Source organism: Demequina rhizosphaerae, assembly GCF_000971255.1.
In the GTDB taxonomy this organism is placed as follows: Bacteria; Actinomycetota; Actinomycetes; order Actinomycetales; family Demequinaceae; genus Demequina; species Demequina rhizosphaerae.
The window spans coordinates 147,986-168,936 of record NZ_BBMC01000005.1; the positions used below are offsets into that span (position 1 = coordinate 147,986).

Annotated in this window: 19 protein-coding genes; 8 read left to right on the forward strand and 11 right to left on the reverse strand. The window is 73.8% G+C overall.

The window, feature by feature from the left end; genetic code table 11:
- The 3 genes from ftsL to mraZ all read right to left on the reverse strand — a co-directional run bounded on the left by ftsL (position 1) and on the right by mraZ (position 1,938).
- Complete coding sequence (ftsL, locus tag AOM07_RS14745) at positions 1-390, reverse strand: cell division protein FtsL (protein WP_062312871.1); 390 nt, start codon at positions 388-390, stop codon at positions 1-3.
- Positions 387-1,397 (reverse strand): 16S rRNA (cytosine(1402)-N(4))-methyltransferase RsmH, encoded by a 1,011-nt coding sequence (rsmH, locus tag AOM07_RS08740; RefSeq protein WP_062312873.1) that lies wholly within the window; start codon positions 1,395-1,397, stop codon positions 387-389. Before rsmH ends, ftsL begins: the two co-directional genes overlap by 4 nt.
- Before the next feature lie 112 nt (positions 1,398-1,509).
- Positions 1,510-1,938 carry a division/cell wall cluster transcriptional repressor MraZ gene (gene mraZ / locus AOM07_RS08745; RefSeq protein ID WP_500778339.1) on the reverse strand — a complete coding sequence of 143 codons (429 nt, stop codon included), beginning with the start codon at positions 1,936-1,938 and terminating at the stop codon, positions 1,510-1,512.
- 238 nt (positions 1,939-2,176) lie between these two features.
- On the opposite strand from mraZ, the gene AOM07_RS08750 reads away from it, so the two are divergent.
- The 3 genes from AOM07_RS08750 to AOM07_RS08760 are packed head-to-tail and all read left to right on the forward strand — an operon-like array spanning position 2,177 to position 6,575.
- Positions 2,177-3,172, forward strand: coding sequence for an AAA family ATPase (locus AOM07_RS08750; protein ID WP_062312877.1), 996 nt, complete (start codon positions 2,177-2,179; stop codon positions 3,170-3,172).
- On the forward strand, positions 3,169-4,425 hold the full coding sequence (locus tag AOM07_RS08755) for a DUF58 domain-containing protein (protein WP_062312879.1): 1,257 nt from the start codon (positions 3,169-3,171) through the stop codon (positions 4,423-4,425). The genes AOM07_RS08750 and AOM07_RS08755 overlap by 4 nt, the downstream gene beginning before the upstream one ends.
- Entirely contained in the window at positions 4,422-6,575 is a 2,154-nt protein-coding gene (locus tag AOM07_RS08760; RefSeq protein ID WP_062312881.1) for a transglutaminase TgpA family protein, read from the forward strand. The genes AOM07_RS08755 and AOM07_RS08760 overlap by 4 nt, the downstream gene beginning before the upstream one ends.
- 140 nt (positions 6,576-6,715) lie before the next feature.
- Here AOM07_RS08760 and AOM07_RS08765 read toward each other — a convergent pair whose 3' ends face one another.
- Positions 6,716-7,081 (reverse strand): SCO2097 family morphological protein, encoded by a 366-nt coding sequence (locus AOM07_RS08765; RefSeq protein WP_062312883.1) that lies wholly within the window; start codon positions 7,079-7,081, stop codon positions 6,716-6,718.
- An 81-nt stretch (positions 7,082-7,162) separates the two neighbouring features.
- Here AOM07_RS08765 and AOM07_RS08770 point away from each other — a divergent pair, with 81 nt between their 5' ends.
- Positions 7,163-7,942 (forward strand): spermidine synthase, encoded by a 780-nt coding sequence (locus tag AOM07_RS08770; protein WP_062312885.1) that lies wholly within the window; start codon positions 7,163-7,165, stop codon positions 7,940-7,942.
- Between the two features lie 85 nt (positions 7,943-8,027).
- Here the strand turns inward: AOM07_RS08770 and AOM07_RS08775 are convergent, their stop codons facing one another.
- Both AOM07_RS08775 and AOM07_RS08780 read right to left on the reverse strand, forming a co-directional pair.
- On the reverse strand, positions 8,028-8,231 hold the full coding sequence (locus tag AOM07_RS08775) for a cold-shock protein (protein ID WP_062312887.1): 204 nt from the start codon (positions 8,229-8,231) through the stop codon (positions 8,028-8,030).
- Between the two features lie 144 nt (positions 8,232-8,375).
- The gene (locus AOM07_RS08780; RefSeq protein WP_156165437.1) at positions 8,376-9,305 is read right to left on the reverse strand and encodes a PAC2 family protein; all 930 of its coding nucleotides are present in this window, start codon (positions 9,303-9,305) and stop codon (positions 8,376-8,378) included.
- Between the two features lie 150 nt (positions 9,306-9,455).
- Here AOM07_RS08780 and AOM07_RS08785 point away from each other — a divergent pair, with 150 nt between their 5' ends.
- On the forward strand, positions 9,456-11,645 hold the full coding sequence (locus AOM07_RS08785) for a HelD family protein (protein ID WP_062312889.1): 2,190 nt from the start codon (positions 9,456-9,458) through the stop codon (positions 11,643-11,645).
- Positions 11,646-11,785: 140 nt separating this feature from the next.
- On the opposite strand, the gene AOM07_RS08790 is transcribed toward AOM07_RS08785, so the two are convergent.
- A complete protein-coding gene (locus AOM07_RS08790; RefSeq protein ID WP_169748143.1) occupies positions 11,786-12,595 on the reverse strand; it encodes a hypothetical protein in 810 nt (269 codons plus the stop codon).
- A gap of 96 nt (positions 12,596-12,691) precedes the next feature.
- Here AOM07_RS08790 and serA point away from each other — a divergent pair, with 96 nt between their 5' ends.
- Together serA and AOM07_RS08800 are read left to right on the forward strand one after the other, a co-directional pair.
- Entirely contained in the window at positions 12,692-13,897 is a 1,206-nt protein-coding gene (serA, locus tag AOM07_RS08795; protein ID WP_062313063.1) for a phosphoglycerate dehydrogenase, read from the forward strand.
- A 5-nt stretch (positions 13,898-13,902) separates the two neighbouring features.
- Positions 13,903-15,615, forward strand: coding sequence for a DEAD/DEAH box helicase (locus tag AOM07_RS08800; protein ID WP_156171894.1), 1,713 nt, complete (start codon positions 13,903-13,905; stop codon positions 15,613-15,615).
- Here the strand turns inward: AOM07_RS08800 and nrdR are convergent.
- On the reverse strand, positions 15,578-16,063 hold the full coding sequence (gene nrdR, locus AOM07_RS08805; protein WP_062312893.1) for a transcriptional regulator NrdR: 486 nt from the start codon (positions 16,061-16,063) through the stop codon (positions 15,578-15,580). The genes AOM07_RS08800 and nrdR overlap by 38 nt on opposite strands.
- Positions 16,064-16,145: 82 nt before the next feature.
- The gene (locus AOM07_RS08810) at positions 16,146-16,460 is read right to left on the reverse strand and encodes a LysM peptidoglycan-binding domain-containing protein (protein ID WP_062312896.1); all 315 of its coding nucleotides are present in this window, start codon (positions 16,458-16,460) and stop codon (positions 16,146-16,148) included.
- A gap of 177 nt (positions 16,461-16,637) precedes the next feature.
- Between AOM07_RS08810 and lexA the strand changes: the two genes are divergently transcribed.
- Positions 16,638-17,384 (forward strand): transcriptional repressor LexA, encoded by a 747-nt coding sequence (lexA, locus tag AOM07_RS08815; protein WP_062312898.1) that lies wholly within the window; start codon positions 16,638-16,640, stop codon positions 17,382-17,384.
- A 48-nt stretch (positions 17,385-17,432) separates the two neighbouring features.
- Here lexA and AOM07_RS08820 read toward each other — a convergent pair whose 3' ends face one another.
- Both AOM07_RS08820 and hflX read right to left on the reverse strand, forming a co-directional pair.
- Positions 17,433-19,349: an ATP-dependent DNA helicase gene (locus tag AOM07_RS08820; RefSeq protein ID WP_062312900.1), complete on the reverse strand. Its 1,917-nt coding sequence runs from the start codon at positions 19,347-19,349 to the stop codon at positions 17,433-17,435.
- A complete protein-coding gene (hflX, locus tag AOM07_RS08825; protein ID WP_062312903.1) occupies positions 19,346-20,848 on the reverse strand; it encodes a GTPase HflX in 1,503 nt (500 codons plus the stop codon). Before hflX ends, AOM07_RS08820 begins: the two co-directional genes overlap by 4 nt.
- Positions 20,849-20,951: the final 103 nt, after the last annotated feature.

Below are 20,951 nucleotides of genomic sequence, written 5' to 3' on the forward strand. Positions count from 1 at the left end.
CTACTTCTTCCCTGTCTCGAGGACGATGCCGTCCGATAGTGACACGAAGCCCAGAGCCGCCGCGGGAGCCATGCCGAGCCGAGCCGCGCGCCGCGCGAGCTCCTCGGGCGAGGCGTTCGTGTCGAGCGTCTCCTGGAGCGCGGCCTGCTGGACGTGCAGGTCGCGGATCTGGATCTTGAGGTCGCGGCGCTCGTACGCGCCCTCGGCCATCGTCGTGTTGATGAGGAGCACCGCCGCGAGCGCCGCGAGCACGACGCCGACGCACGCGATCGCGAACGGCACGAGCGAGCGCGCCGTCGGGGGCGCCGCGACCGCGCGCAGGTGGCGTCCGGGCGACGCCTCCGGCCGAGGGGCGTAGGCACGCTGCTGACGCTGGGGTGCGGCGCTCATGCGAGCCTCCTCAGGCGCTCGGGCGGGGTGGGACGGAGCCTCTCGGCGGCGCGGAGGCGGACGGGCTTGGAGCGCGGGTTGGCCTCCGCCTCCTCGGGCGAGGCCTTCTCCGCGCCGCGCGTGAGCAGGCGCAGGTACGGCTGGTCGGCCTCGGGGACCACCGGCAGGCCCGGCGGTGCCTGCGTCTCCGCGCCGGCGGCGAACGCGCGCTTGACGATGCGGTCCTCGAGCGAGTGGTACGACTCCACCACCACGCGACCGCCGACGCCCACACCCTCGATCGCGGCGGGGATGGCGCGCTCGAGCACCTCGAGCTCGCGGTTGACGGCGATCCGCAAGCCCTGGAAGGTGCGCTTCGCGGGGTTGCCGCCGCCGGGCGAGCGAGTCGCGGCGGGGATGCACGCGCGCACGAGGTCGACGAGCTCGGCCGAGCGGGTGATCGGCGCGGTCTCGCGGCGGCGCACGATCGAGCGGGCGATCTTGGAGGCGAAACGCTCCTCGCCGTACTCGCGGAGGATGCGCGTGAGCTCGCGCTCGTCGGCGTCGCGCAGCAGGTCCGCCGCGGACACCGGGTCCTCGGGGTTCATGCGCATGTCGAGCGGCGCGTCCTGCGCGTACGAGAAGCCTCGCTCCGCGTCGTCGATCTGAAGCGAGCTCACGCCGAGGTCAAGCAGGATGCCGTCCGCGTGGTCGGCCCCCGCGGCCGCGAGCGCGCCGGGGATGTCGTCGTACTCCGCGTGGTGCGCGATGAAGCGGTCGCCGAAGCGCGCGAGCCGCGCGCTCGCGAGCGCGATCGCATTCGGGTCGCGGTCGATGCCGACCACGCGGGCCTGCGGGCAGCGCTCGAGGATGCCCTCGGTGTGGCCGCCCATGCCGAGCGTGCCGTCGATCGCGACGGCGCCCTCGTGGTCGAGCGCGGGTGCCAGGAGGTCGACGCAGCGCTCGAGCATCACCGGCGTGTGCCGCGACGCCGCGGCGTCCCGCGCATCGTGCTCCTGCTCGCCCATCGACCCTCCTCACCGGGTCCGGCCCGTGCCCCGTGGTCTCCCTCCGAGCTCCTCTGGCGGGGGGAAGTCCGCCAGAGCGATCCGGGAGGAGGCCACAGGGCACGCGCTCTCACTACATGTCGTCGAAGATCTCCGCCGCCGTCTCCGCATACGCGTCCTCGCCGGCCTCGAGGTACTGCTCCCACCTCTCCGCGTCCCACACCTCGACACGCGATCCCATGCCCACCACGGCCACCTCGCGCTCGAGCCCCGCATAGCGGCGCAACGGCTGCGACAGCAGGATCCGGCCCTGCTTGTCGGGGATGTCGTCGCTCGCGTGCCCGAGGAAGCTGCGCAGGTAGTCCCGCGCCGCCTTGTTCTCGAGCGGCGCGCGGCGCAGCCGGTCGTGGATGAGCGCGAACTCGTCCAGGGGGAAGAGGAAAACGCAGCGGTCGAGACCGCGGGTTGCGACCAGGCCTGACGACAGCCGGCCGCGGAACTTCGCCGGGAGGATGAGCCGCCCCTTGTCATCGAGGCGGGGCGTGAACGTGCCAAGGAACACGCCCGTGGGGCCAAGCCCGAACGTCGTGGTCTCAGACATCGGCCCTCCCCTCAGGCTCCCCGTCCCTCCCAGTGCCTCCACTTTACTCCACTTCTCTCCACCTGTCGCGGGATTTGCAGGGAAAACTTCGCAAGTTCTTTCAAACACGCAGGTAGATGGCGTGGAGTGCGGTGGAGGGAAATTGGCCCCCCACGGCGCTTTCTGCTCAACTAGGCTCGGAACAAGGGAGAGGGGAACCATGACGACGACCGTCCCGACCGCCGAGCAGCTCGCCGAGGTCGCCGATCTCGCCCGTCGTGTGCGCTCACAGCTGCACACGGTGCTGTCCGGCCTCGACGATGCGGTGGACGCGACGCTCGCGACGATCCTGGCCGAGGGCCACCTGCTCCTCGAGGACGTGCCCGGCGTCGGCAAGACCACGCTCGCCCGCGCGCTGGGGCGCGCGCTCGACACCACCGTCGGCCGCATCCAGTTCACGCCGGACCTGCTGCCCTCGGACGTCACGGGCGTGAGCGTGTTCCGCGGCGACGAGCACCGCTTCGAGTTCCGCCCGGGCCCCGTCTTCGCGAACATCGTCGTCGCGGACGAGATCAACCGCGCCTCGCCCAAGACGCAGGCCGCGCTGCTCGAGTCGATGCAGGAGCGCGCCGTGACCGTCGACGGCGAGACCCGTGCCCTGCCCAGCCCGTTCCTCGTGGTCGCGACGCAGAACCCCATCGACATGGAGGGCACCTATCCCCTGCCCGAGGCGCAGCGCGACCGCTTCATGACGAGGATCGCGGTCGGCTACCCGAGCACCGGCGACGAGATCGCGATGCTCGACGCGCACGACGGGCACGACCCGCTCGCCGAGGTGCGCCCGGTCGCCACCGCGGCGGACCTCCAGGGCGCGATCGCGACGGTGCGCGGCATCTACGCCTCGCCCGCGGTCAAGCAGTACCTCGTCGACGTGGTGCGCGGCACCCGCGACAGCTCGGACCTGCGCCTCGGCGCCTCGCCCCGCTCGTCGCTGCAGCTGCTCGCCGCCGCGAAGGCGCGCGCGGCGATGGCGGGCCGCGACCACGTGCTGCCCGACGACGTCAAGGCCCTCGCCGTTCCCGTGCTCGCCCACCGGGTCATCCCCGCGGCGCAGGCGCGCGCCGCCGGTCGCTCGGCCGAGGCCGTCATCCACGACATCCTCGCGCGCGTCGCGGTGCCCGCGGCGCGCGCCCCCGAGGCGCTGTCCCGGGGATGAGGCGCCGACCGGTCCCCGAGCGCCGTGCGGAGGGCGCGGAGACCGTCGTGACCCCGCGCGGGGTCGGGCTCGCGGCCGGCGGCGGCTCGCTGCTGCTCGTCGGGATCGGCTTCGCCTCCGCGCCGCTCGTCCTCATCGGCGCGACCGTGGTCGCCGCGGTCGGGGTGGCCGCCGTGTGGATCGTCGCCCAGGTGCTCGCGACACGCGCCCGCGTCGACACCGTGACCCGCGCCGTGGCGCCCGCGACGCTCAGCGCCGGCACCCCCGGCGACGTCGTGGTCCGCGTCGCCGCGCGCGGCGCCCTCGCGCGCGGCCTGCGGCTCCGCGAGCAGGCCGCTGCCGAGCTCACGGGCGGGGCCGGGACCCGCGCCGCGATCTCGCGCCGGCCCGGAGCCGTGGAGCTGCGCTACCGCCTGTCCCCCACCCGGCGCGGCCGGTGGCTGCTGGGGCCGGCGCTCGCGCGCACGGCGGACCCGTTCGGGCTCGCGTGGTCGGATCGTGCCGTGGGCGGCTCGCTCGAGGTCGCGGTGTGGCCCGTGGTCGTCGACCTTGCCGCGAGCGCGGGCGAGCTCATGGGCACCGCCGACCGCGCGCATGCCGGCGCCCGCACCCCGGCGGCGGACGACGCGTCGCTGCGGGACTACCGCGACGGCGACGACCTGCGCCGCGTCCACTGGGCCTCCTCCGCCCGGCGCGGCACGCTGCTCGTGCGCTCCGAGGAGCAGCAGGGCCGCACCGCCGCGACGATCCTGCTCGGTCTGCCGCCGGTGCAGACGGGTCTCGAGTGGGCGATCACCGCCGCGGCGTCCGTCGCGCTGTCGGTGGTCGAGGCGGGGCACCCGGTGCGGCTCGTCGCGGGCGCGCAGGAGACCTCCATCCACGACACGCACGGCCGCGCCGCCGAGTCGGCGCGCGCGACGCTGCTCGACTCGACCGTCGACCTCGCACCCACGGACAGCACCGCCGAGGCGGACCGGCTCATCGCCGCCGGCGCGGGCCGCCTGGACCCGGGACACCGCGACGTGGTCGTCGCGATCATCGAGCCGTCGGGTCCCGTCGCGCTGCGCGCGCTCGCACCCCTCGGCGAGTCCGGGCGCGCGTGGGCGCTCGTGAGGGCGCCGCAGGCGGCGCGGGCCCGGGCAGAGCGCACCGTCGAGTCGCTGCGCGCGTCCGGCTGGCGCGCCGTCGCGACGCTCGAGCCGGAGCCGCTCGAGGAGGCATGGGCGCGCCTGCTGTCGGAGGAGGAGCTGTGACCGGCGGGCGCTGGCGGCTCCTCGCCACACCTCTCATCGCGATCGCCGCGGGCCTCGGGGTGGGGGGCCTGTCGGGCCTCGTGGTGTTCGGGGACTGGCTGCGGCCCATGGGCGCCGTGCTCGGCGCGACCGCGGCCGTCGTGGTGCTCGCGCGGCTCGCGACCGGGCGGCCCTTCCTGCCGACCGTGGCGGGCGCGCTCGCCGGCGCGTGGCTCATCGTCGTCGCCTACGTCCCCACCGCCGACGGCGGGACCTCCTGGATCCCGCGCGGCGAGACGCTCGACGGGCTGCGGCTCGTGGCCGAGCGCGCGTACTGGTACGCCCAGTCCAGCGTCGCGCCCGCGGAGGTCGAGACGTCGCTCGCGGGCGCGATCACGCTCGCCGTCGTGGCCCTCTTCCTCGTGGTCGACGCGCTCGCCGTCGGCGCGGGCTTCGCCGCATCGTCCGGCTTCCTGCTCCTCGCGCCGTGGCTGCCCGCCCTCACGCTGGAGCGGCGCGTGCCGACCCTCGCCCTCGCGGGGGCGCTCGCCGCGTGGCTGGCGGTCATCGCGCTGTCCCGCCGCAGCGACCGCGGATCCTGGCGTGCGCGCGCCCGCGACGGCGCGTCCCCGGCGGCGCCCGGAGCCGCGCTCGCCGCGACCGCGGCCACCGTGCTCGTCGCGCTGATCGCGGCGCCGCTCGCGATCGGCGGGCCGGGCTGGGGCGCGATGCCGCGGCTCACGCTGCCGGCCGCCCTGGGCGGCACGTCGCGGCTCGACCTCGAGATCGACCTGCGGAACTCGCTCACCGAGCAGTCGGCCGAGCCGGTGCTCACCTACACGTCGGACTCGGGTCGCGTCGACGTGCTGCGCGCCTACTCGTTCGGAAGCTTCGACGGCACCCAGTGGGACCGTGACCCGGTGGGCGACACCGCCCCCGCCACCGGCGTCCTGTGGCCCGAGGACACGGGCAGCCCGCTCATCGCCGAGCCCGGCACGCTCGCGATCCGCTTCGGCAACAGCGCGGAGTCACGGGTCCTCGTGCCCGCCGCTCCCCGCACGCTCGCCGCCGGCAGCGAGTGGCGCTACGACGCCTCGACCGACGAGGTGCTCATCGACCGCCCCGAGGGCACGGCGGACCTCCGCTACACGGTGCGCCAGGCGGTCGACTTCCACACCGAGGAGTCGCTGCGCGCCGCGGACCCGCTCATCGACGCCGGCGGCGACTCCAACGTCCCGGAGCGCTACCTCGACCTCAACGAGCGGATCGACATCGACAAGGTGCGCAAGATCGCCGAGACGATCACGGCGTCCGCGACGGACCGGTTCGAGGCCTCGCTCGCGCTCCAGGAGTACTTCCGCGGCGCGAACTTCGAGTACAGCACCGAGGTCGCGCCGGCCGGCGGCGACTCGGTCTCCGCCTTCCTCGCGGACGGCCGCGGCTACTGCGTGCAGTTCGCGACGGCGATGGTGGTGATGGCGCGCACGCTCGACATCCCGGCGCGCATGGCGATCGGCTACCTCGGCGGCTCCTCGGAGGGCTCGGAGTGGGTGGTGCGCGGCCGCGACGCGCACGCATGGCCCGAGCTGTACTTCCCCGGCCACGGCTGGGTGCGCTTCGAGCCCACCCCCGCGGTGCAGACGGGCGACAGGCCTCCGTGGACGGACGTCGACGCCGCGCCGGAGGAGACGCTCGCCCCGGAGCCGACCGAGCGGCCCACGACCCTGCCGTCCCGCGCGCCGGTCCCGGAGGCGACCGTCGAGGCGGAGGCCGGCGGGGAGGACGGCTCGTCCGGCTTCCCGTGGGTGGTGGTGCTCGTGCTCGGGCTGGCCGGCGCGGCGGGCGGCGCCGCCCTGTGGGCGCGCACTCGCGCGCGGGCCGCGGCGGTCACGGATGCCGAGTCGGCCTGGGAGACGATGCGCCGGCGCCTGGGCGCGCGCGCCGGGGACGACACGCTCACCCCGGCCGAGACCGAGCTGTGGATCCTCGCGGAGGGCCCCGACCTGGGCGACGAGGCGCGCGCGTCGCTGGCCCTCCTGCGGGCGGCGGTCGAGGACGCGCGCTACGCGCCCGCCGGCAGCGCCGTCGAGACCGAGGTGCTGGCGGGGTGGGTCGACGACGTCGCCCACGCGGCGCGCGAGGCGGAGAAGGGCGCGCAGGCGGGTCGCTGACCGCCGCGGCGGACCTGCGATGGTCGGCGCCGCACGAGGAACGGCCAACGGCAACGCCTGTTGCCCGGACGCGACGGAACCACGCCCTCGGGCGTGGTCCTGTCAGCGCAACGCAGCTCCCTCGCTCAGAACTGCAGAAGTCAGATGTCGCCCTGCTCGCGGCGGCGGTCGAAGCGCTCCTCCATGCGGGTCATGAAGCTCTTGTCCGCCTTGCGGCGACGTGCCGGGGCGGAGCCCGGCGCGCGTCCGGCGGCCGGACGCGGGGTCAGCAGCGCCCACACGGCGGCGGCGAGCATCACGGCGAAGCCGGCGACGCCGACCACGATGAGCTGGCTCACGGCACCGGTGACCACGATGGCAAGGCCGGCGACCACTCCGACGCCGGCCCAGATGTAACGACCGCGGGGCCTCGACGCCCGCGCCATCGCAGAGCCGAGCTTCGCGTCCGAGCCAAGATCCCTCTCGAGCTGCTCGAGCACGCGCTGCTCGTATTCCGACAGCGGCATCTCGCCCTCCTTCCCTGCACCGTGTTGTCAAGTCTATCGGTCGCACGTCCCGCGTACCAGACGAGCGTTTATCGTGAGCCCATGCCCCGCCACCGGACCGTACGCGTCGCCCCTGACGTGCCTCGCGGCGTCGAGTTCGCCATCGCGACCGGAGTCGCCGAGCTGCGCGACGAGCCCGATGGGACAACGTTCCTATGGGTCAACGGAGTTCCCAGCTCCCCGCTCGACCCCGATCCCGACGCGCTCGCCTTCGAGTACATGCGCCACCTGTCCGCCGCGGTCGACGCGTGGGGCGCACCGCCGCGGATGCTGGCGCTCCATGTCGGCGCCGCCGCGTGCGCGTTCCCGCGCCACCTCGCGCACCGCCTGCCCGACTCGGGCCACATCGCGGTCGACGTCGACGCGACGCTTCCGGAGCTCGTGCGCACGTGGTGGGACCTGCCGCGCGCACCCCGCCTGCGCATCCGCGCGCAGGACGGGCTCGAGGCGGTCGCGACACGCCGGGACGAGAGCCTCGACCTCGTGGTCCGCGACGCGTTCGCGGGCGACTCGACGCCGGCGGCCCTCGCCTCCCCGGAGTGGTGGGCGCACGCCGCGCGGGCGCTGCGCCCCGGGGGCCTCGCGCTCGCCAACGTCGGCACGCGGCCGGGAGACCGCACCGCGGCCGCCGACGTGGCCGCCGCGCGGGAGGCGCTCGGCGGCGTCGTGGCGATCGGCGAGCACGCGGTCCTCAAGGGCCGCCGCCGCGGCAACGTGGTGATCGCCGCGGTCCGGGGCGGGAGCCTCGACCCGGGCGCGCTGCGCCGCTACGCCGCGTCCGCCCCGCTGCCCACCGGCGTGACGACGGACTGGGCGGGCTGAGCGCGCCTCGACCCGCGCATCGTCCCCGGGAACGACGACGGCCGCCGCCCCTCGCGGGACGACGGCCGTGCGACGAATCGACGCCTTAGAGCGGACGAACCTTCTCCGCCTGCGGGCCCTTGGGGCCGTTGGTGACCTCGAACTCGACGCGCTGCGCCTCGTCGAGGCTGCGGTAGCCGTCGGTCTCGATCGCCGAGTAGTGGACGAAGACGTCGGCGCCGCCGCCGTCCTGCGCGATGAAGCCGTAACCCTTCTCGGCGTTGAACCACTTCACAGAGCCCTGTGCCATGCCTGTCATTCCTTACCTTCTTGCCCGGAGGACGGGAAGGCGGGACCCCGTGCCCCGCCTTGTCGCCGCAATGCCACTCCCCGACCCAGGTGAGACAGGTTCCTGCACACTACGTTCTTGCAACCGCGCCAAGTGTGGCAGAAATCAGGGCTGAGTGGGGGGATCCCTGCGCTCTTGCGCCAGGAACTTCTCGAACTCCGCCGCGATCTCGTCCGCGGAGGGCAGACCGCCCTCGACCTCGAGTCCGCGCCCGCGCGCCTCGTGGAACGCGTCGTACTGGTTCTCGAGGGCCTCGACGAGCGCCTGGACCTCCTCGCTCTCCGCGAGCTGGCGGTCGATCTCCTCGCTCGCGATGGCGGCCGCGTCGTCGAGCGCGGCGGGGTCGAGGTCGAGGCCCGACAGGTCCTCGAGCCCCTCGAGCGCGCGCTGCGCGGCCTGTGGGTACGAGGACTGCGCGAGGTAGTGGGGCACGTGCACCGCGACGTTGACGGCCGGCAGCCCCCACTGGCCGAAGCGGTACTCGAGCAGGTTCTGCGCGGAGGCGGGCACCGTGACGGTGCCGAACATCGAGGCGGAGTCCGGCAGCAGGTCCGGGTCGGTGCCGTGGATGGTGACGGTGAGGGGACGCGTGTGCGGCACGGCCATGGGGATGCCGTGCGAGCCCAGCGTCAGCCCGACGCCCAGGCGGTCGACCGCCTCGCGCACCGTCGCGATGTAGCGCTCCCACTGGATGTCCGGCTCGAAGCCGTGCAGCAGCAGGAAGGACGAGCCCTCCTGGTCGTGCACGAGGTCGAGCGCGAGGTGCGGCTCGTCGTACGCCGTCCACTGGTTCACCGAGAAGGTCATCTCGGGGCGCCGGGAGCGGTAGTCGAGCAGCTGGTCGATGTCGAACGTCGCGATGCGCTGCGGGTCGCCGGTCTCGAGGATGTGGTCCGCGACGAGCGCGCCCGCGCGCCCCGCGTCGATGAAGCCCCTCAGGGAGTGGACCAGCACGGAGCCGTGCTCCGGCGCGACGTCGGCCCACGCCTGGACGCCGTCCGGGTCCCAGCTCAGCAGCGGTCGTTCCATGATCATCCATCCTTCCACCGTCGCCCTCTCGCGTCTGCCGTTCTCGCCCTCCGCGAAACCCTCGTGCGGCGAGGGTGCTTCCGAGGAGCGCCAGGACGCGCGATAATGAGGGACTGCCCTGCTGAAGTCAACACAGGGTGTGCGGAGGGAATGCCGATGGCGAACGAGCGCGGACTGACCGCCGAGCGGAGCGGCCTCGCGGCCGAGCAGGAGGTCGTGGACGGCCTGTACACGCGTCTGGACGAGCTGCGCGACGAGGCGGACGACCGCCTCGCCGCGATCCGTAAGGAGGGCCCGTCGGGCTCGCCGCAGAACCGCTCGGAGCGCGACGCGTTCGCGACGCTGTACGAGGACCGGATCTCCCAGCTCGACGCGGTCGAGGACCGCCTGTGCTTCGGCCGGCTCGACCTGCGAGACGGCGAGCGCTTCTACGTGGGCCGCATCGGCCTGTCGGACGCGGAGCACGTGCCGCTGCTCACCGACTGGCGCGCCCCCGCCGCGCGCGCCTTCTACTCCGCGACCGCCGCCAACCCGGGGCCCGTGGTCAACCGCCGCCACCTCACCACGCAGGGCCGCCGCGTCACGGCGGTCGAGGACGACGTGCTCGACGTCGACGCGCTGCGCGAGATGGGCGCCGACGAGGCCCTCGCGGGCGAGGGCGCGCTGCTCGCCGCGCTCGGCGCGCGCCGCACCGGGCGCATGGGCGACATCGTCGCGACCATCCAGGCGGAGCAGGACGCCGTCATCCGCGCACCCATGACCGGCGCGCTCGTCGTGCAGGGCGGCCCCGGCTCGGGCAAGACCGCCGTGGCCCTCCACCGCGCCGCGTACCTGCTCTACCACCACCGCGAGCAGCTCGAGTCGCGGGGCGTGCTGCTCATCGGCCCGTCCAAGACGTTCCTGCGGTACATCGACCACGTGCTGCCCTCGCTCGGCGAGACCGGCGCCGTGTCGACGACCCTTGCGGGCCTCGTGCCCGGGATCGACGTCACCGCCGTCGAGCCGGACGGGTCGGCGGAGATCAAGGGCCGCACCGTGATGGCGGACGTCGTCAAGGCCGCCGTCCGCGAGCGCCAGCGCGTCCCGCGGGCCGACAAGGAGATCCGCATCGACGGCCGCACCGTCGTGATCAAGCGCTCGGACGTCAAGGACGCCCAGGGCCGCGCGCGCCGCGAGGGCCGCCCGCACAACGAGGCGCGTGCCTCGTTCGCGAAGGACATGATCGGCCGCCTCACCAAGCAGCTCGTCGAGCAGCTCGAGGTGTACTCGGACGACGACCGCATCGAGCTCGAGCGGGACGTCCGCGACGACCGCAACGTGCGCATCGCCATCAACCTGTGCTGGCTGCCCATCACCCCGCAGCAGCTGCTGCGCGACCTGTTCTCCAAGCCTCACCTGCTCGACCACGCGGCGCGCATGCTGCCCATGCACGAGCGCGACCTGCTGCTGCGCCCGTCCGCGGCGCCGTTCACGGAGGCCGACGTCCCGCTGCTCGACGAGGCCGCCGAGCTGCTCGGCGAGATGCCGGGCGGGCGCGGCCGCCGGTCCGACGAGCCGTCGGACGAGGAGATCCAGTACGCGAAGGACGTGCTCGAGACCTTCGGCCAGGAGAGCATGATCCAGGTCGACGCCGAGACCCTCGCGGCCCGCATGAAGGGCGGCACGACGCGCCTGTCGGTCGCCGAGCGCGCCCGCGGCGACCGCACGTGGACGTACGGCCACGTGGTCGTCGACGAGGCTCAGGAGCTCAGCCCGATGGCGTGGCGCATGCTGCTGCGCCGCTGCCCCACGCGCTCGTTCACGATCGTCGGCGACGTCGCCCAGACCACGTCGGTCGCGGGCACCCGCTGGTGGCCCGAGACGATGGACCCGCTGTTCCAGACCGGCTGGGAGCTGCGCGAGCTCACCATCTCGTACCGTATCCCCGCCGCGGTGGCCGATGCGGCGCAGGCGTACGCCCGCAAGGCCCGCCTGCCCGTGAGCGAGCTGCGCGCGGCGCGCGAGCTCGACGACGCGACGGCCGCGACGCGCGACCGCGACCCGATCGCGGCCGCCGCGGGCATCGCGCACCGTCACGCCGCCGGCTTCGCGGAGGGCGAGGGCGGCCTGGTCGCCGTCATCGCGCCGCCGCGCCTGCACGGCGCGCTGCGGAAGGCCCTCGGCACGCCGACCATCGACGTCTACACGGCGCGCGAGTCGAAGGGCCTCGAGTTCGACGTGGCCGTCGTGGTCGAGCCCGCGGAGATCGCGGAGCGGCCCGGCGACCTGTACGTCGCGCTCACGCGCCCCACGCGCCGGCTCGAGGTCGTCCACGCGGAGGCGCTGCCCGCGGGGCTGTCGCTGTAGCAGGGACGATGCGCGCCCGGCGGGGCTGCGCAGCGTCGCCGGGGCGCGGGCACGAGTCGCGGTAGCGGCGACCGGCGCACCGTCGGGGCGCGGCCCGACGCTGGGGCGCGGCCCGCACGGACCTGCGCGCCGCATCGTCCCTACGGCGCCTCGCACTCCCCCGCGCCCGCGAGCGCGAGCCCCGCGAGGTCGCCCGGGCCCCAGTCGAGGAGGCTGAGGTTCGACTCGTGCATGAGCTCGTGCTTGTCCCCCACGTGCGCGAGGCCGACGACGTGGCCGAGCTCGTGCTCGACCACCGCCCTCGCGAGCTCGTCGCCGATGCCGTCCTCGCGGATGCGCGCGACGTCCTCCCAGTCGATGATGACGACCCCGGAGCGCAGGTAGCGCTCGGGCCCGTACGCGCCGGGCACCGCGCTCGAGCCGCCGAGGCCCGTGACGGTGCCCTCGAGGTCGGGGTTGTCGGCCTCGCTCTGGAAGCCGATGACGATGGGTGCGAAGCGGTCGCCGTAGCGCTCCTGGACGAGGTCGCGGTCGAACGAGGCCGGCTCGTCGGTGACGCCCTCGTACGCGAAGGCCAGCCCGGTCGCCGCGGACACCTCCGCGACCGCCTCGTGCACGACGGTGTCGAAGCCCTCGGGCATGTCCGCCGCGGAGATCACGTACGACAGGACCGTGCACGGGTCGTACCGGACGGGCCCGCCGCCGGCGCCGCCGTCGGGGAAGAGGAAGTCGTACGACCCGGTCGTCGAGACCGTCACCTCGGGCAGCTGGCGCCGCTCGGCGCCCTGCGCGACGGGGATGCGCACGGTCTCCCCCTCGGCCTCGATGACGTTGCGCGGCGTGCCCCAGTGGCGCACGTCCGACCACGTCACGCCCTGCCACGACGCGCCCGCCACGAACAGCGCGGCGCACGCGAGGGTGACCACCACCGTCCTGCCCGCGGAACCCATGCAGACACTCTGCCACGCCGCGGGACCCTCCCCGGCACGCCCGCGGGCCGTCCCGGACCCCGCCCGAGTTGGAGAAGGCGCAGGAAATGCGAGACGATAGCGCCCGTGCGCGCACTCCTTCTAGAGAACCTCTCCGTCAAGGCCACCGAGATCCTCGAGGCCTCCGGGATCGACGTCGAGAACCACGGCGGAGCCATGGACGAGGACGAGCTCATCGAGGCCCTCCAGGGGGTCCAGCTCCTCGGCATCCGCTCGAAGACGATGCTCACCGAGCGCGTCATCGACGCCTGTCCCGACCTCATCGCGGTGGGCGCGTTCTCGATCGGCACCAACCAGATCGACCTCGCCCACGCCGCCCGCAAGGGCATCGCGGCCTTCAACGCGCCGTTCTCCAACACCCGCTCGGTGGTCGAGATGGCCGTGTCCGAGATGATCTCGCTCACCCGTCGCCTGCCCGACCACAACCGCAGCCTCCACGAGGGCGTGTGGTCGAAGTCGGCGTCGGGCGCGCACGAGATCCGTGGCCGCACCCTCGGCATCGTCGGCTACGGCAACATCGGCTCGCAGCTGTCCGTCATCGCCGAGGCCCTCGGCATGAACGTGATCTTCTACGACAGCGCGGAGAAGCTCGCGCTGGGCAACGCCACCCCGATGCCGTCGCTGCAGGCCCTGCTGTCCGAGGCGGACGTCGTCACGCTGCACGTCGACGGCCGCAGCGGCAACCGCGGCTTCTTCGGCGCCGAGCAGTTCGCGACCATGAAGGACGGCGCGATCTTCCTCAACCTGTCCCGCGGCTTCATCGTCGACCTCGAGGCCCTCAAGGCGGGCCTCGAGTCGGGCGCGATCGGCGGCGCCGCCGTCGACGTCTTCCCGGACGAACCCAAGAAGACGGGCGACCCGTTCGAGTCGCCCCTCCAGAACATGCCGAACGTCATCCTCACGCCGCACATCGGCGGGTCCACCGAGGAGGCGCAGCGGGACATCGGCATCTTCGTCGCGACGCGTCTGCGCGACTACGTGAACCACGCGTCCACGTCGCTCAGCGTGAACCTCCCCAACCTCTCGCTCGACCAGGTCCAGGGCTCGCACCGCGTCGCCCACCTGCACGAGAACATCCCCGGCGTGCTCGCCGCGGTCAACCAGGTCTTCGCCGCCCACAACGTCAACATCGACGCTCAGCTCCTCGGCACGCGCGGCGAGCTCGGCTACGTGGTGACGGACGTGGCGTCGGGCCTCGACAAGGACGCGGTGGAGGCTCTGTCGAGCATGCCCGGCACCGTGCGTCTGCGGGTGCTCTCATAAACGCCATGGATTCCACCGACGCCGTCCCCTTCGCGGAGCTCGGGCTTCCCGACGAGCTCGTCGAGGCGCTGGAGCGCCACGACATCGTCACGGCCTTCCCCATCCAGGCGGCGACCATCGCCGATGCGCTGGCGGGCAAGGACGTGCTGGGCAAGGCCCGGACGGGCTCGGGCAAGACGCTCGGCTTCGGCCTGCCCGCGATCGTGCGCCTCGCCGCGGGGCCGCGCCCCGCCAAGCGTCGCCCGCGTGCGATCGTGCTCGTGCCGACGCGCGAGCTCGGCATGCAGGTGTCCGACGCGCTCGAGCCGTACGCGCACTCCATGCACGTGTCGCTCAAGCTCGTCGCGGGCGGCCTGTCGATGTCGAAGCAGGTCCAGGCGCTCGAGCGCGGCGTGCACCTCGTGGTCGCGACCCCGGGCCGCATGGCCGACCTCGTGCGCAACGGCCACGCCGACCTGTCCGAGCTCGAGCTCATCGTCATGGACGAGGCCGACCACATGGCCGACATGGGCTTCATGGACGAGATCACCGAGATCCTCGCGGGCGTGCCGGAGGGCGGCCAGCGCCTGCTGTTCTCGGCGACGCTGGACGGCGACGTCGACCGCCTCGTGAAGCAGTACATGCACGACCCCGTCACGCACGACGTCACCGGCGGCGACGACCAGCCCGCGACGATGCGCCACGTCGTGCTCAACGTGCCGCCGAACGCGAAGTACCAGATCGCGACCCGCATCGCCGCGCGCGAGGGCCGCACCATCGTGTTCGTGCGCACCAAGCTGGCGACCGAGCGCATCGCCGAGGAGATGCGCGAGGCGGGCGTGCTCGCCCTCGCGATCCACGGCGACCGCTCGCAGGCGGAGCGCAACTTCGCGATCAGCGCGTTCCGCGCGGGGGACGTGCCCGTCCTCGTGGCGACCGACGTCGCCGCTCGCGGCATCCACGTCGACCACGTCGACCTCGTGATGCAGATCGACCCGCCGGCCGACCACAAGGACTACACGCACCGCTCGGGCCGCACCGCGCGCGCCGGCGAGGAGGGCCTCGTCGTCACGCTGGTCCTCCCCCACCAGCGCCGCTCGACGGACCGCATGCTCGAGCGCGCGGGCGTCGACGTCACGTTCCGCAAGGTGCGCGGCGAGGACGCGGAGTCGCTCGCCATGGTCGACGAGCTCACCGGCGGCCGCGAGCCGTCGTGGGAGCCGGTCCGCGAGCCCCGTCCGCAGCGCCCCGAGCGCCGCGGCAGGTACGAGCGTCCCGGTCGGGGCGACCGTCCCGGACGCGGCGGCGACCGCGGCGGCCGGAACGAGCGCCGCTGGGAGGAGCGTCCGCCGCGCAAGTGGGACCGCGACGAGCGTCCCCGTCGTGACGACCGTCCGCGCCGCGACGACTCGCGCGCCGACGACATGATGGCCGCGCAGCAGCGCATGGAGGAGCGTCTCGCCCGCATCGAGCGCGACCTCGCGGACCGCGAGGCGGCGCTGTCGGCCCGCGAGGGCCGGCTGGCCGAGCGCGAGGCGCAGATGGACGACCGTGGCTCGCGCCGCTTCGACGACCGCTCGGGCAAGCACGGCAAGGGCGGCTACGACAAGGGCGCGCGCAAGGGCCGCGACGGCGACAAGCCGTACGGCAAGGGCGACAAGCCCTACGGCAAGAAGCCGGGCAAGGGCGGCTACGACAGCTCTACTCGGAAGCCTCGGAAGCCGAAGAGCGGGCGCTAGCCGCGTCCTCCTCGCGGAGGCGGGCGATCGCGGCCTCGAAGTCGTCGAGGGTGTCGAAGGCCTGGTAGACGCTCGCGAAGCGGAGGTAGGCGATCTCGTCGAGGTCCCTCAGGGGCGGCAGGATCGCGAGGCCGACGTCGAGCGCGTTGACCTCCGCCTGACCGCTCGCGCGGACCGTCTCCTCGACCTTCTGCGCGAGCAGGGCGAGGTCGTCGTCGCTGACGGGACGTCCCTGGCACGCCTTCTTCACGCCGGACACGATCTTGTCGCGGCTGAAGGGCTCCGTCACGCCGTTGCGCTTGGCCACCGACAGGCTCGCGGTCTCGACCGTGGTGAAGCGCCGGCCGCACGCCGGGCATTCGCGGCGGCGGCGGATCGACGAGCCGTCGTCCGCGGTGCGCGAGTCCACCACGCGGGAGTCCGGGTTCCTGCAGAACGGGCAGTGCATGCGATCACTTTGCCACGAAGCGCCGTGCCCGCCCAACACGCGCGCCGCACGGGACGCCCGACCGCGGACGCCCCCGTCGTCGTCACTCGACGGGCAGGTAGAGCTGCTCCCCCGCCATCAGCGCGGTGTCGGCCATCGCGTTGAGGTGCTGGATGTCGAGCATGGTGTCGCGGACGTCGTCGCCCGCGGGGGTGAGGGACGCGGCGATGTCCCACAGCGTCTCGCCGGTGCCGACCGTGTACACGTCGACCGCGACCGGCTCGACCGGCCCGTCGGACGCGAACGCCTGCGGCCCGACCACCGCGGCCCCGACGAGCAGCGCCGTCACCGCCAGGATGCGGCCGGTGCGGGTGCGCCGGGCCCGGGCCTCGGCGGTCTGCGGTGCGTAGATGCTCATCTCTGCCTCCTCGATTCGAACAGGTGTTCTATCGAACGTGTGTTCTAGTTGTAGCACCGTGCTCCGACACTGACAAGACACGCTCGAACATATGTTTGATTTCCACCAGGGATTGCCCTAGCGTCGTGAGACAAGAGGACCACCGGGGTCTGACATCCACCTGACGGGAGGCCAGGGATGACGCAGCAGGGCGCGGGACGCGGCGAGGGTCGGGAGGCGCAGCCGGCCGGTGCGACCGTGCACGAGCTGCGGGATCCCGCGACCGGCCTCACCGCCCGCCAGCGGGCGGTCGTCGACTTCATCCGGGCCACCGTGCTCGAGCGGGGCTACCCGCCGTCGATGCGAGAGATCGGCGACGCCGTCGGCCTCACGTCGCCGTCCTCCGTCAAGCACCAGCTCACCGCGCTCGAGGCGAAGGGCGTGCTCCGGCGCGACCCGCACCGCCCGCGCGCGATCGAGGTCGTGCTCCCGGGCGAGCAGCCCGCCGAGGCCGCGGCGCCCGCCGCCCCCGAGACGCCCGCGGTCCCCGCATCTTCCGGCGACGAGGGCGCCGTCCACATGGTCCCGCTCGTCGGCCGCATCGCGGCCGGTGGCCCGATCCTCGCCGAGCAGGAGGTCGAGGACACCTTCGCGCTCCCCCGCCAGCTCACGGGCGACGGCGAGCTGTTCATGCTCCAGGTCTCCGGCGACTCGATGATCGACGCCGCGATCTGCGACGGCGACTGGGTGGTGGTGCGCCGTCAGAACAGCGCCGACAACGGGGACATCGTCGCCGCGCTCCTCGACGACGAGGCGACCGTCAAGACCTTCCGCCGCAAGGACGGCCAGGTGTGGCTCATGCCGCACAACCCGGCCTACACGCCCATCGACGGCACGCACGCGCGCGTCATGGGCAAGGTCGTCTCGGTCCTGCGCCGCGTCTGACGGGGTGACGGGACCGGCGCCCGCATCGTCCCGTCGCGCCTTTCTCGGCTAGGACGCGGCGAGCCTCCGCAGCGCCCCCAGCGCCACCTCGCGGTCGGTGGTGGGCCACAGGTCGGGCATCGAGCGGGCGAGGAATCCCCCGTAGCGCGCGGTCGCGAGGCGCGGGTCGAGCACGGCCACGACGCCGCGGTCCGAGCTCGCACGGATGAGCCGGCCCGCGCCCTGCGCGAGCAGCAGCGCCGCGTGGGTCGCGGACACCGCCATGAAGCCGTTCCCGCCGCCAGCGGCGACCGCCTCGGTGCGCGCCTGCGCGACGGGCTCGTCGGGGCGCGGGAACGGGATGCGGTCGATCACGACGAGGCTCGCGGTGCGGCCCGGCACGTCGATGCCCTGCCACAGCGACGTCGACCCGAAGAGGCACGCGGACTCGTCCTCGGCGAAGCGCTTGACGAGCGTCGGCAGCTGGTCGTCGAGCTGGTAGAGCACCGGCACGTCGAGCCGCTCGCGCATCGCCTCGGTCGCGGCCTGCGCGGCCTTGTGCGAGGAGAACAGCCCGAGCGTGCGCCCGCCGGCCGCCCCGATGAGCGCCGCGAGCTCGTCGAGCGCCTCCTCCGAGATGCCGCCCATGCCGGGCTTGGGCAGGTGCTTGGCGACGTAGAGGATGCCCTGCTTGGGGTAGTCGAACGGGCTGCCGGCGTCGAGGGTGGTGGCGTGGTCGACGCCGAGGTGGCGCGAGATCGCGCCGAAGTCGCCGCCGAGCGCGAGGGTCGCCGAGGTCATGACGGACGCCTTCTCGTCGAGCAGCTTCTCGCGGATAAGGCCCGCGACGTCGAGGGGCGCGGCGACGATGCGCTCGGGCACCGGGGCGTCGTAGTCGCCGTCGCGCGGCGCGAGCCAGATGACGTAGCGGCCGTGCTCACCCTGGAGCTCCTCGCACACGTCGACGATCGTGCCGAGCGACGCGCTCGCGACCTTGCCGCCGGCGCCGAGCTCCTCGGAGCGCTTGGTGATCTCGGACACGAGCGCGCGGGCGGCGGCGCGCACCTCCTCGACCGCCATGGCGAGCGCGTCGGGCAGGCCGAGCCGGAGGCGGCCGGGAGAGCAGTCGCCGAGGGCGCCGTCGAGGTGGCGGGCGGCGCGGTCCAGGTCCTCGGAGACGATGCCGCAGCGGCGGGCGTCGCGCGCGGCGCGGTCGACGGCGATCACGGTGAGCTCGTGGGTGGCCGACGAGGTGATGCGGGAGACGAGCTCGTGCGCCTCGTCCACGATGAGGACGCTGTGGTCGCCGAGCATGTCGTGCCCGGTCGCCTGCACGCCCAGCACGGCGTGGTTGGTGACGACCACGTGGGCCTTCGCGGCGGACTCGCGGGAGCGCTGGGAGAAGCACTCGGCGAGAGCCGGGCACTTCGACTCGAGGCACTCGCGCCCGGTGACCGATACCTGCGCCCATGCGCGGCCGCTCACGCCGGGCACGAGGTCGTCGCGGTCGCCCGTGTCGGTCTCGTCGGCCCACTCGTTGAGCCGCAGCACCTCGCGGCCGAGCTCGCTCGTGGGGCCGAGCGGCAGCATGTCGTCGTCCGTGTCGTCGGGGTAGCCGCCGGCCATCTTGTGGACGCACAGGTAGTTGCCGCGGCCCTTGAGCAGCGCGATACGGGCGCGCTGGCCCAGGGCGGGCTCGAGGGCCTCCGCGACGAGCGGGAGGTCCTTGGTGAAGATCTGGCGCTGGAGCGCGAGGGTCGCGGTCGAGACCACGACCCGGCTGCCGGTGCGGACCGCGTGGGCGACCGCGGGCACGAGGTAGCCGAGCGACTTGCCCGTGCCTGTGCCGGCCTGGACGAGCGCGTGCTCGTCGCCGTGCAGCGCGTCCGCGACGGCACGGGCCATGAGGCGCTGGCCCTCGCGCGGCTCGCCGCCGAGCGCCCCGACGGCGCTCTCGAGCAGCGCGTCGGCGTCGTGCCCGCTCACACGGAGGCCGAGGGGACGCCGGCCTCCTCGAGGCGCGCGGCCAGGCCCGCATCCACGAGCGCGGTGAGGTGGGTGCCCTCGGGCACGTGCGACTGCGCGAGCACCTCGCCGTGACGGTGCACCTCGCTCACGAGGTCGCCGCGCGTGTACGGCACGACGATGTCGACGGTGACCTCGGGGCGCGGCAGCTCGCGGCCGATGAGCTCCATCAGCTCGTCGATGCCCGCGCCCGTGAGCGCGGACACCTCGATGGTGATCTCGCGGCGGCCGCGCAGGCGCATGAGCGTCTCGGGGTCGGCGATGTCCGCCTTGTTGAGGACGAGCACCTCCTTGACCTGGTCCGCGCCCGGCACGTCGGCCAGCACGTCGCGCACGGCGCGGATCTGGCTCTCCGGGTCGGGGTGCGACGCGTCGACGACGTGCAGCATGAGGTCTGCGTGCGCGACCTCCTCGAGCGTCGACGCGAAGGCGGCGACCAGCTGGTGCGGGAGGTTTCGGACGAAGCCGACCGTGTCCGACACGGTGAACTCGCGCCCGTCCGGGGTCTGCGAGCGGCGCACCGTCGGGTCGAGCGTGGCGAACAGGGCGTTCTCGACGAGCACGCCGGCGCCCGTGACGCGGTTGAGGATCGACGACTTGCCGGCGTTGGTGTAGCCCACGATCGCGACGTTGGGCAGGCCCAGGCGCCGCTCGCGGCGCACCGCGCGCGCCGGCTCCATCGCCTTGATGTCGCGGCGCAGCTGCGCCATGCGGGTGTGGATGCGCCGGCGGTCGAGCTCGATCTTGGTCTCGCCGGGGCCGCGGGAGCCCATGCCCGCGCCGGCGCCGCCCACCTGGCCGCCCGCCTGGCGGGACATCGACTCGCCCCAGCCGCGCAGGCGCGGCAGCAGGTACTCGAGCTGTGCGAGCTCGACCTGCGCCTTGCCCTCCTTGGACTTGGCGTGCTGCGCGAAGATGTCGAGGATCAGCGCGGTGCGGTCGATCACCTTGACCTTGACGACGTCCTCGAGCGCGCGGCGCTGGCTGGGCGCGAGGTCGTCGTTGACGATGACGGTGTCCGCGCCGACGGCGGCGACGATGTCGCACACCTCGCGCGCCTTGCCCTTGCCGATGTACGTGGCCGGGTCCGGGTGGGGCCGGCGCTGGAGCACGCCGTCGAGCACCTCGGAGCCCGCGGTCTCGGCGAGCGCGGCGAGCTCGCGCAGCCCGATCTCGGCGTCCTCGGCGGAGCCGTGCGACCACTGGCCCACGAGCACGACCTTCTCGAGGCGGAGCTGGCGGTACTCGACCTCGGTGATGTCCTCGAGCTCGGTCGACAGGTTGGCGACGCGGCGCAGCGCGGCGCGCTCCTCGCGGTCGTACTGGTCGCCGTCGTACTCGGTCGCGGCCGTGCCGCCCTCCGCGACGGCCGTGCCGGCGCGCGACAGCACCCGGTCGATCACCGCGTCGGCGCGGCTGGTCTCGGGCATGTCCTGGTCGTCTGCTGCTGTCTCGCTCATACCCGTCCATTGTCTCACCCCCGTCCGACGGTTCCGCGCGGCGTGTGGAGGACGCCGGAGGGACGATGCGCGGGCGCCGGCCCGGCGGGGATGCCGGCGGACG

Excerpts from the sequence above, each read along its gene's own strand:
- ftsL (WP_062312871.1), bottom strand. The coding sequence starts at position 390 with ATGAGCGCCGCACCCCAGCGTCAGCAGCGTGCCTACGCCCCTCGGCCG.
- rsmH (WP_062312873.1), bottom strand. The coding sequence starts at position 1,397 with ATGGGCGAGCAGGAGCACGATGCGCGGGACGCCGCGGCGTCGCGGCAC.
- AOM07_RS08750 (WP_062312877.1), top strand. The coding sequence starts at position 2,177 with ATGACGACGACCGTCCCGACCGCCGAGCAGCTCGCCGAGGTCGCCGAT.
- AOM07_RS08755 (WP_062312879.1), top strand. The coding sequence starts at position 3,169 with ATGAGGCGCCGACCGGTCCCCGAGCGCCGTGCGGAGGGCGCGGAGACC.
- AOM07_RS08765 (WP_062312883.1), bottom strand. The coding sequence starts at position 7,081 with ATGCCGCTGTCGGAATACGAGCAGCGCGTGCTCGAGCAGCTCGAGAGG.
- AOM07_RS08770 (WP_062312885.1), top strand. The coding sequence starts at position 7,163 with ATGCCCCGCCACCGGACCGTACGCGTCGCCCCTGACGTGCCTCGCGGC.
- AOM07_RS08775 (WP_062312887.1), bottom strand. The coding sequence starts at position 8,231 with ATGGCACAGGGCTCTGTGAAGTGGTTCAACGCCGAGAAGGGTTACGGC.
- AOM07_RS08780 (WP_156165437.1), bottom strand. The coding sequence starts at position 9,305 with ATGATCATGGAACGACCGCTGCTGAGCTGGGACCCGGACGGCGTCCAG.
- AOM07_RS08785 (WP_062312889.1), top strand. The coding sequence starts at position 9,456 with ATGGCGAACGAGCGCGGACTGACCGCCGAGCGGAGCGGCCTCGCGGCC.
- AOM07_RS08790 (WP_169748143.1), bottom strand. The coding sequence starts at position 12,595 with ATGGGTTCCGCGGGCAGGACGGTGGTGGTCACCCTCGCGTGCGCCGCG.
- AOM07_RS08800 (WP_156171894.1), top strand. The coding sequence starts at position 13,903 with ATGGATTCCACCGACGCCGTCCCCTTCGCGGAGCTCGGGCTTCCCGAC.
- nrdR (WP_062312893.1), bottom strand. The coding sequence starts at position 16,063 with ATGCACTGCCCGTTCTGCAGGAACCCGGACTCCCGCGTGGTGGACTCG.
- AOM07_RS08810 (WP_062312896.1), bottom strand. The coding sequence starts at position 16,460 with ATGAGCATCTACGCACCGCAGACCGCCGAGGCCCGGGCCCGGCGCACC.
- lexA (WP_062312898.1), top strand. The coding sequence starts at position 16,638 with ATGACGCAGCAGGGCGCGGGACGCGGCGAGGGTCGGGAGGCGCAGCCG.
- hflX (WP_062312903.1), bottom strand. The coding sequence starts at position 20,848 with ATGAGCGAGACAGCAGCAGACGACCAGGACATGCCCGAGACCAGCCGC.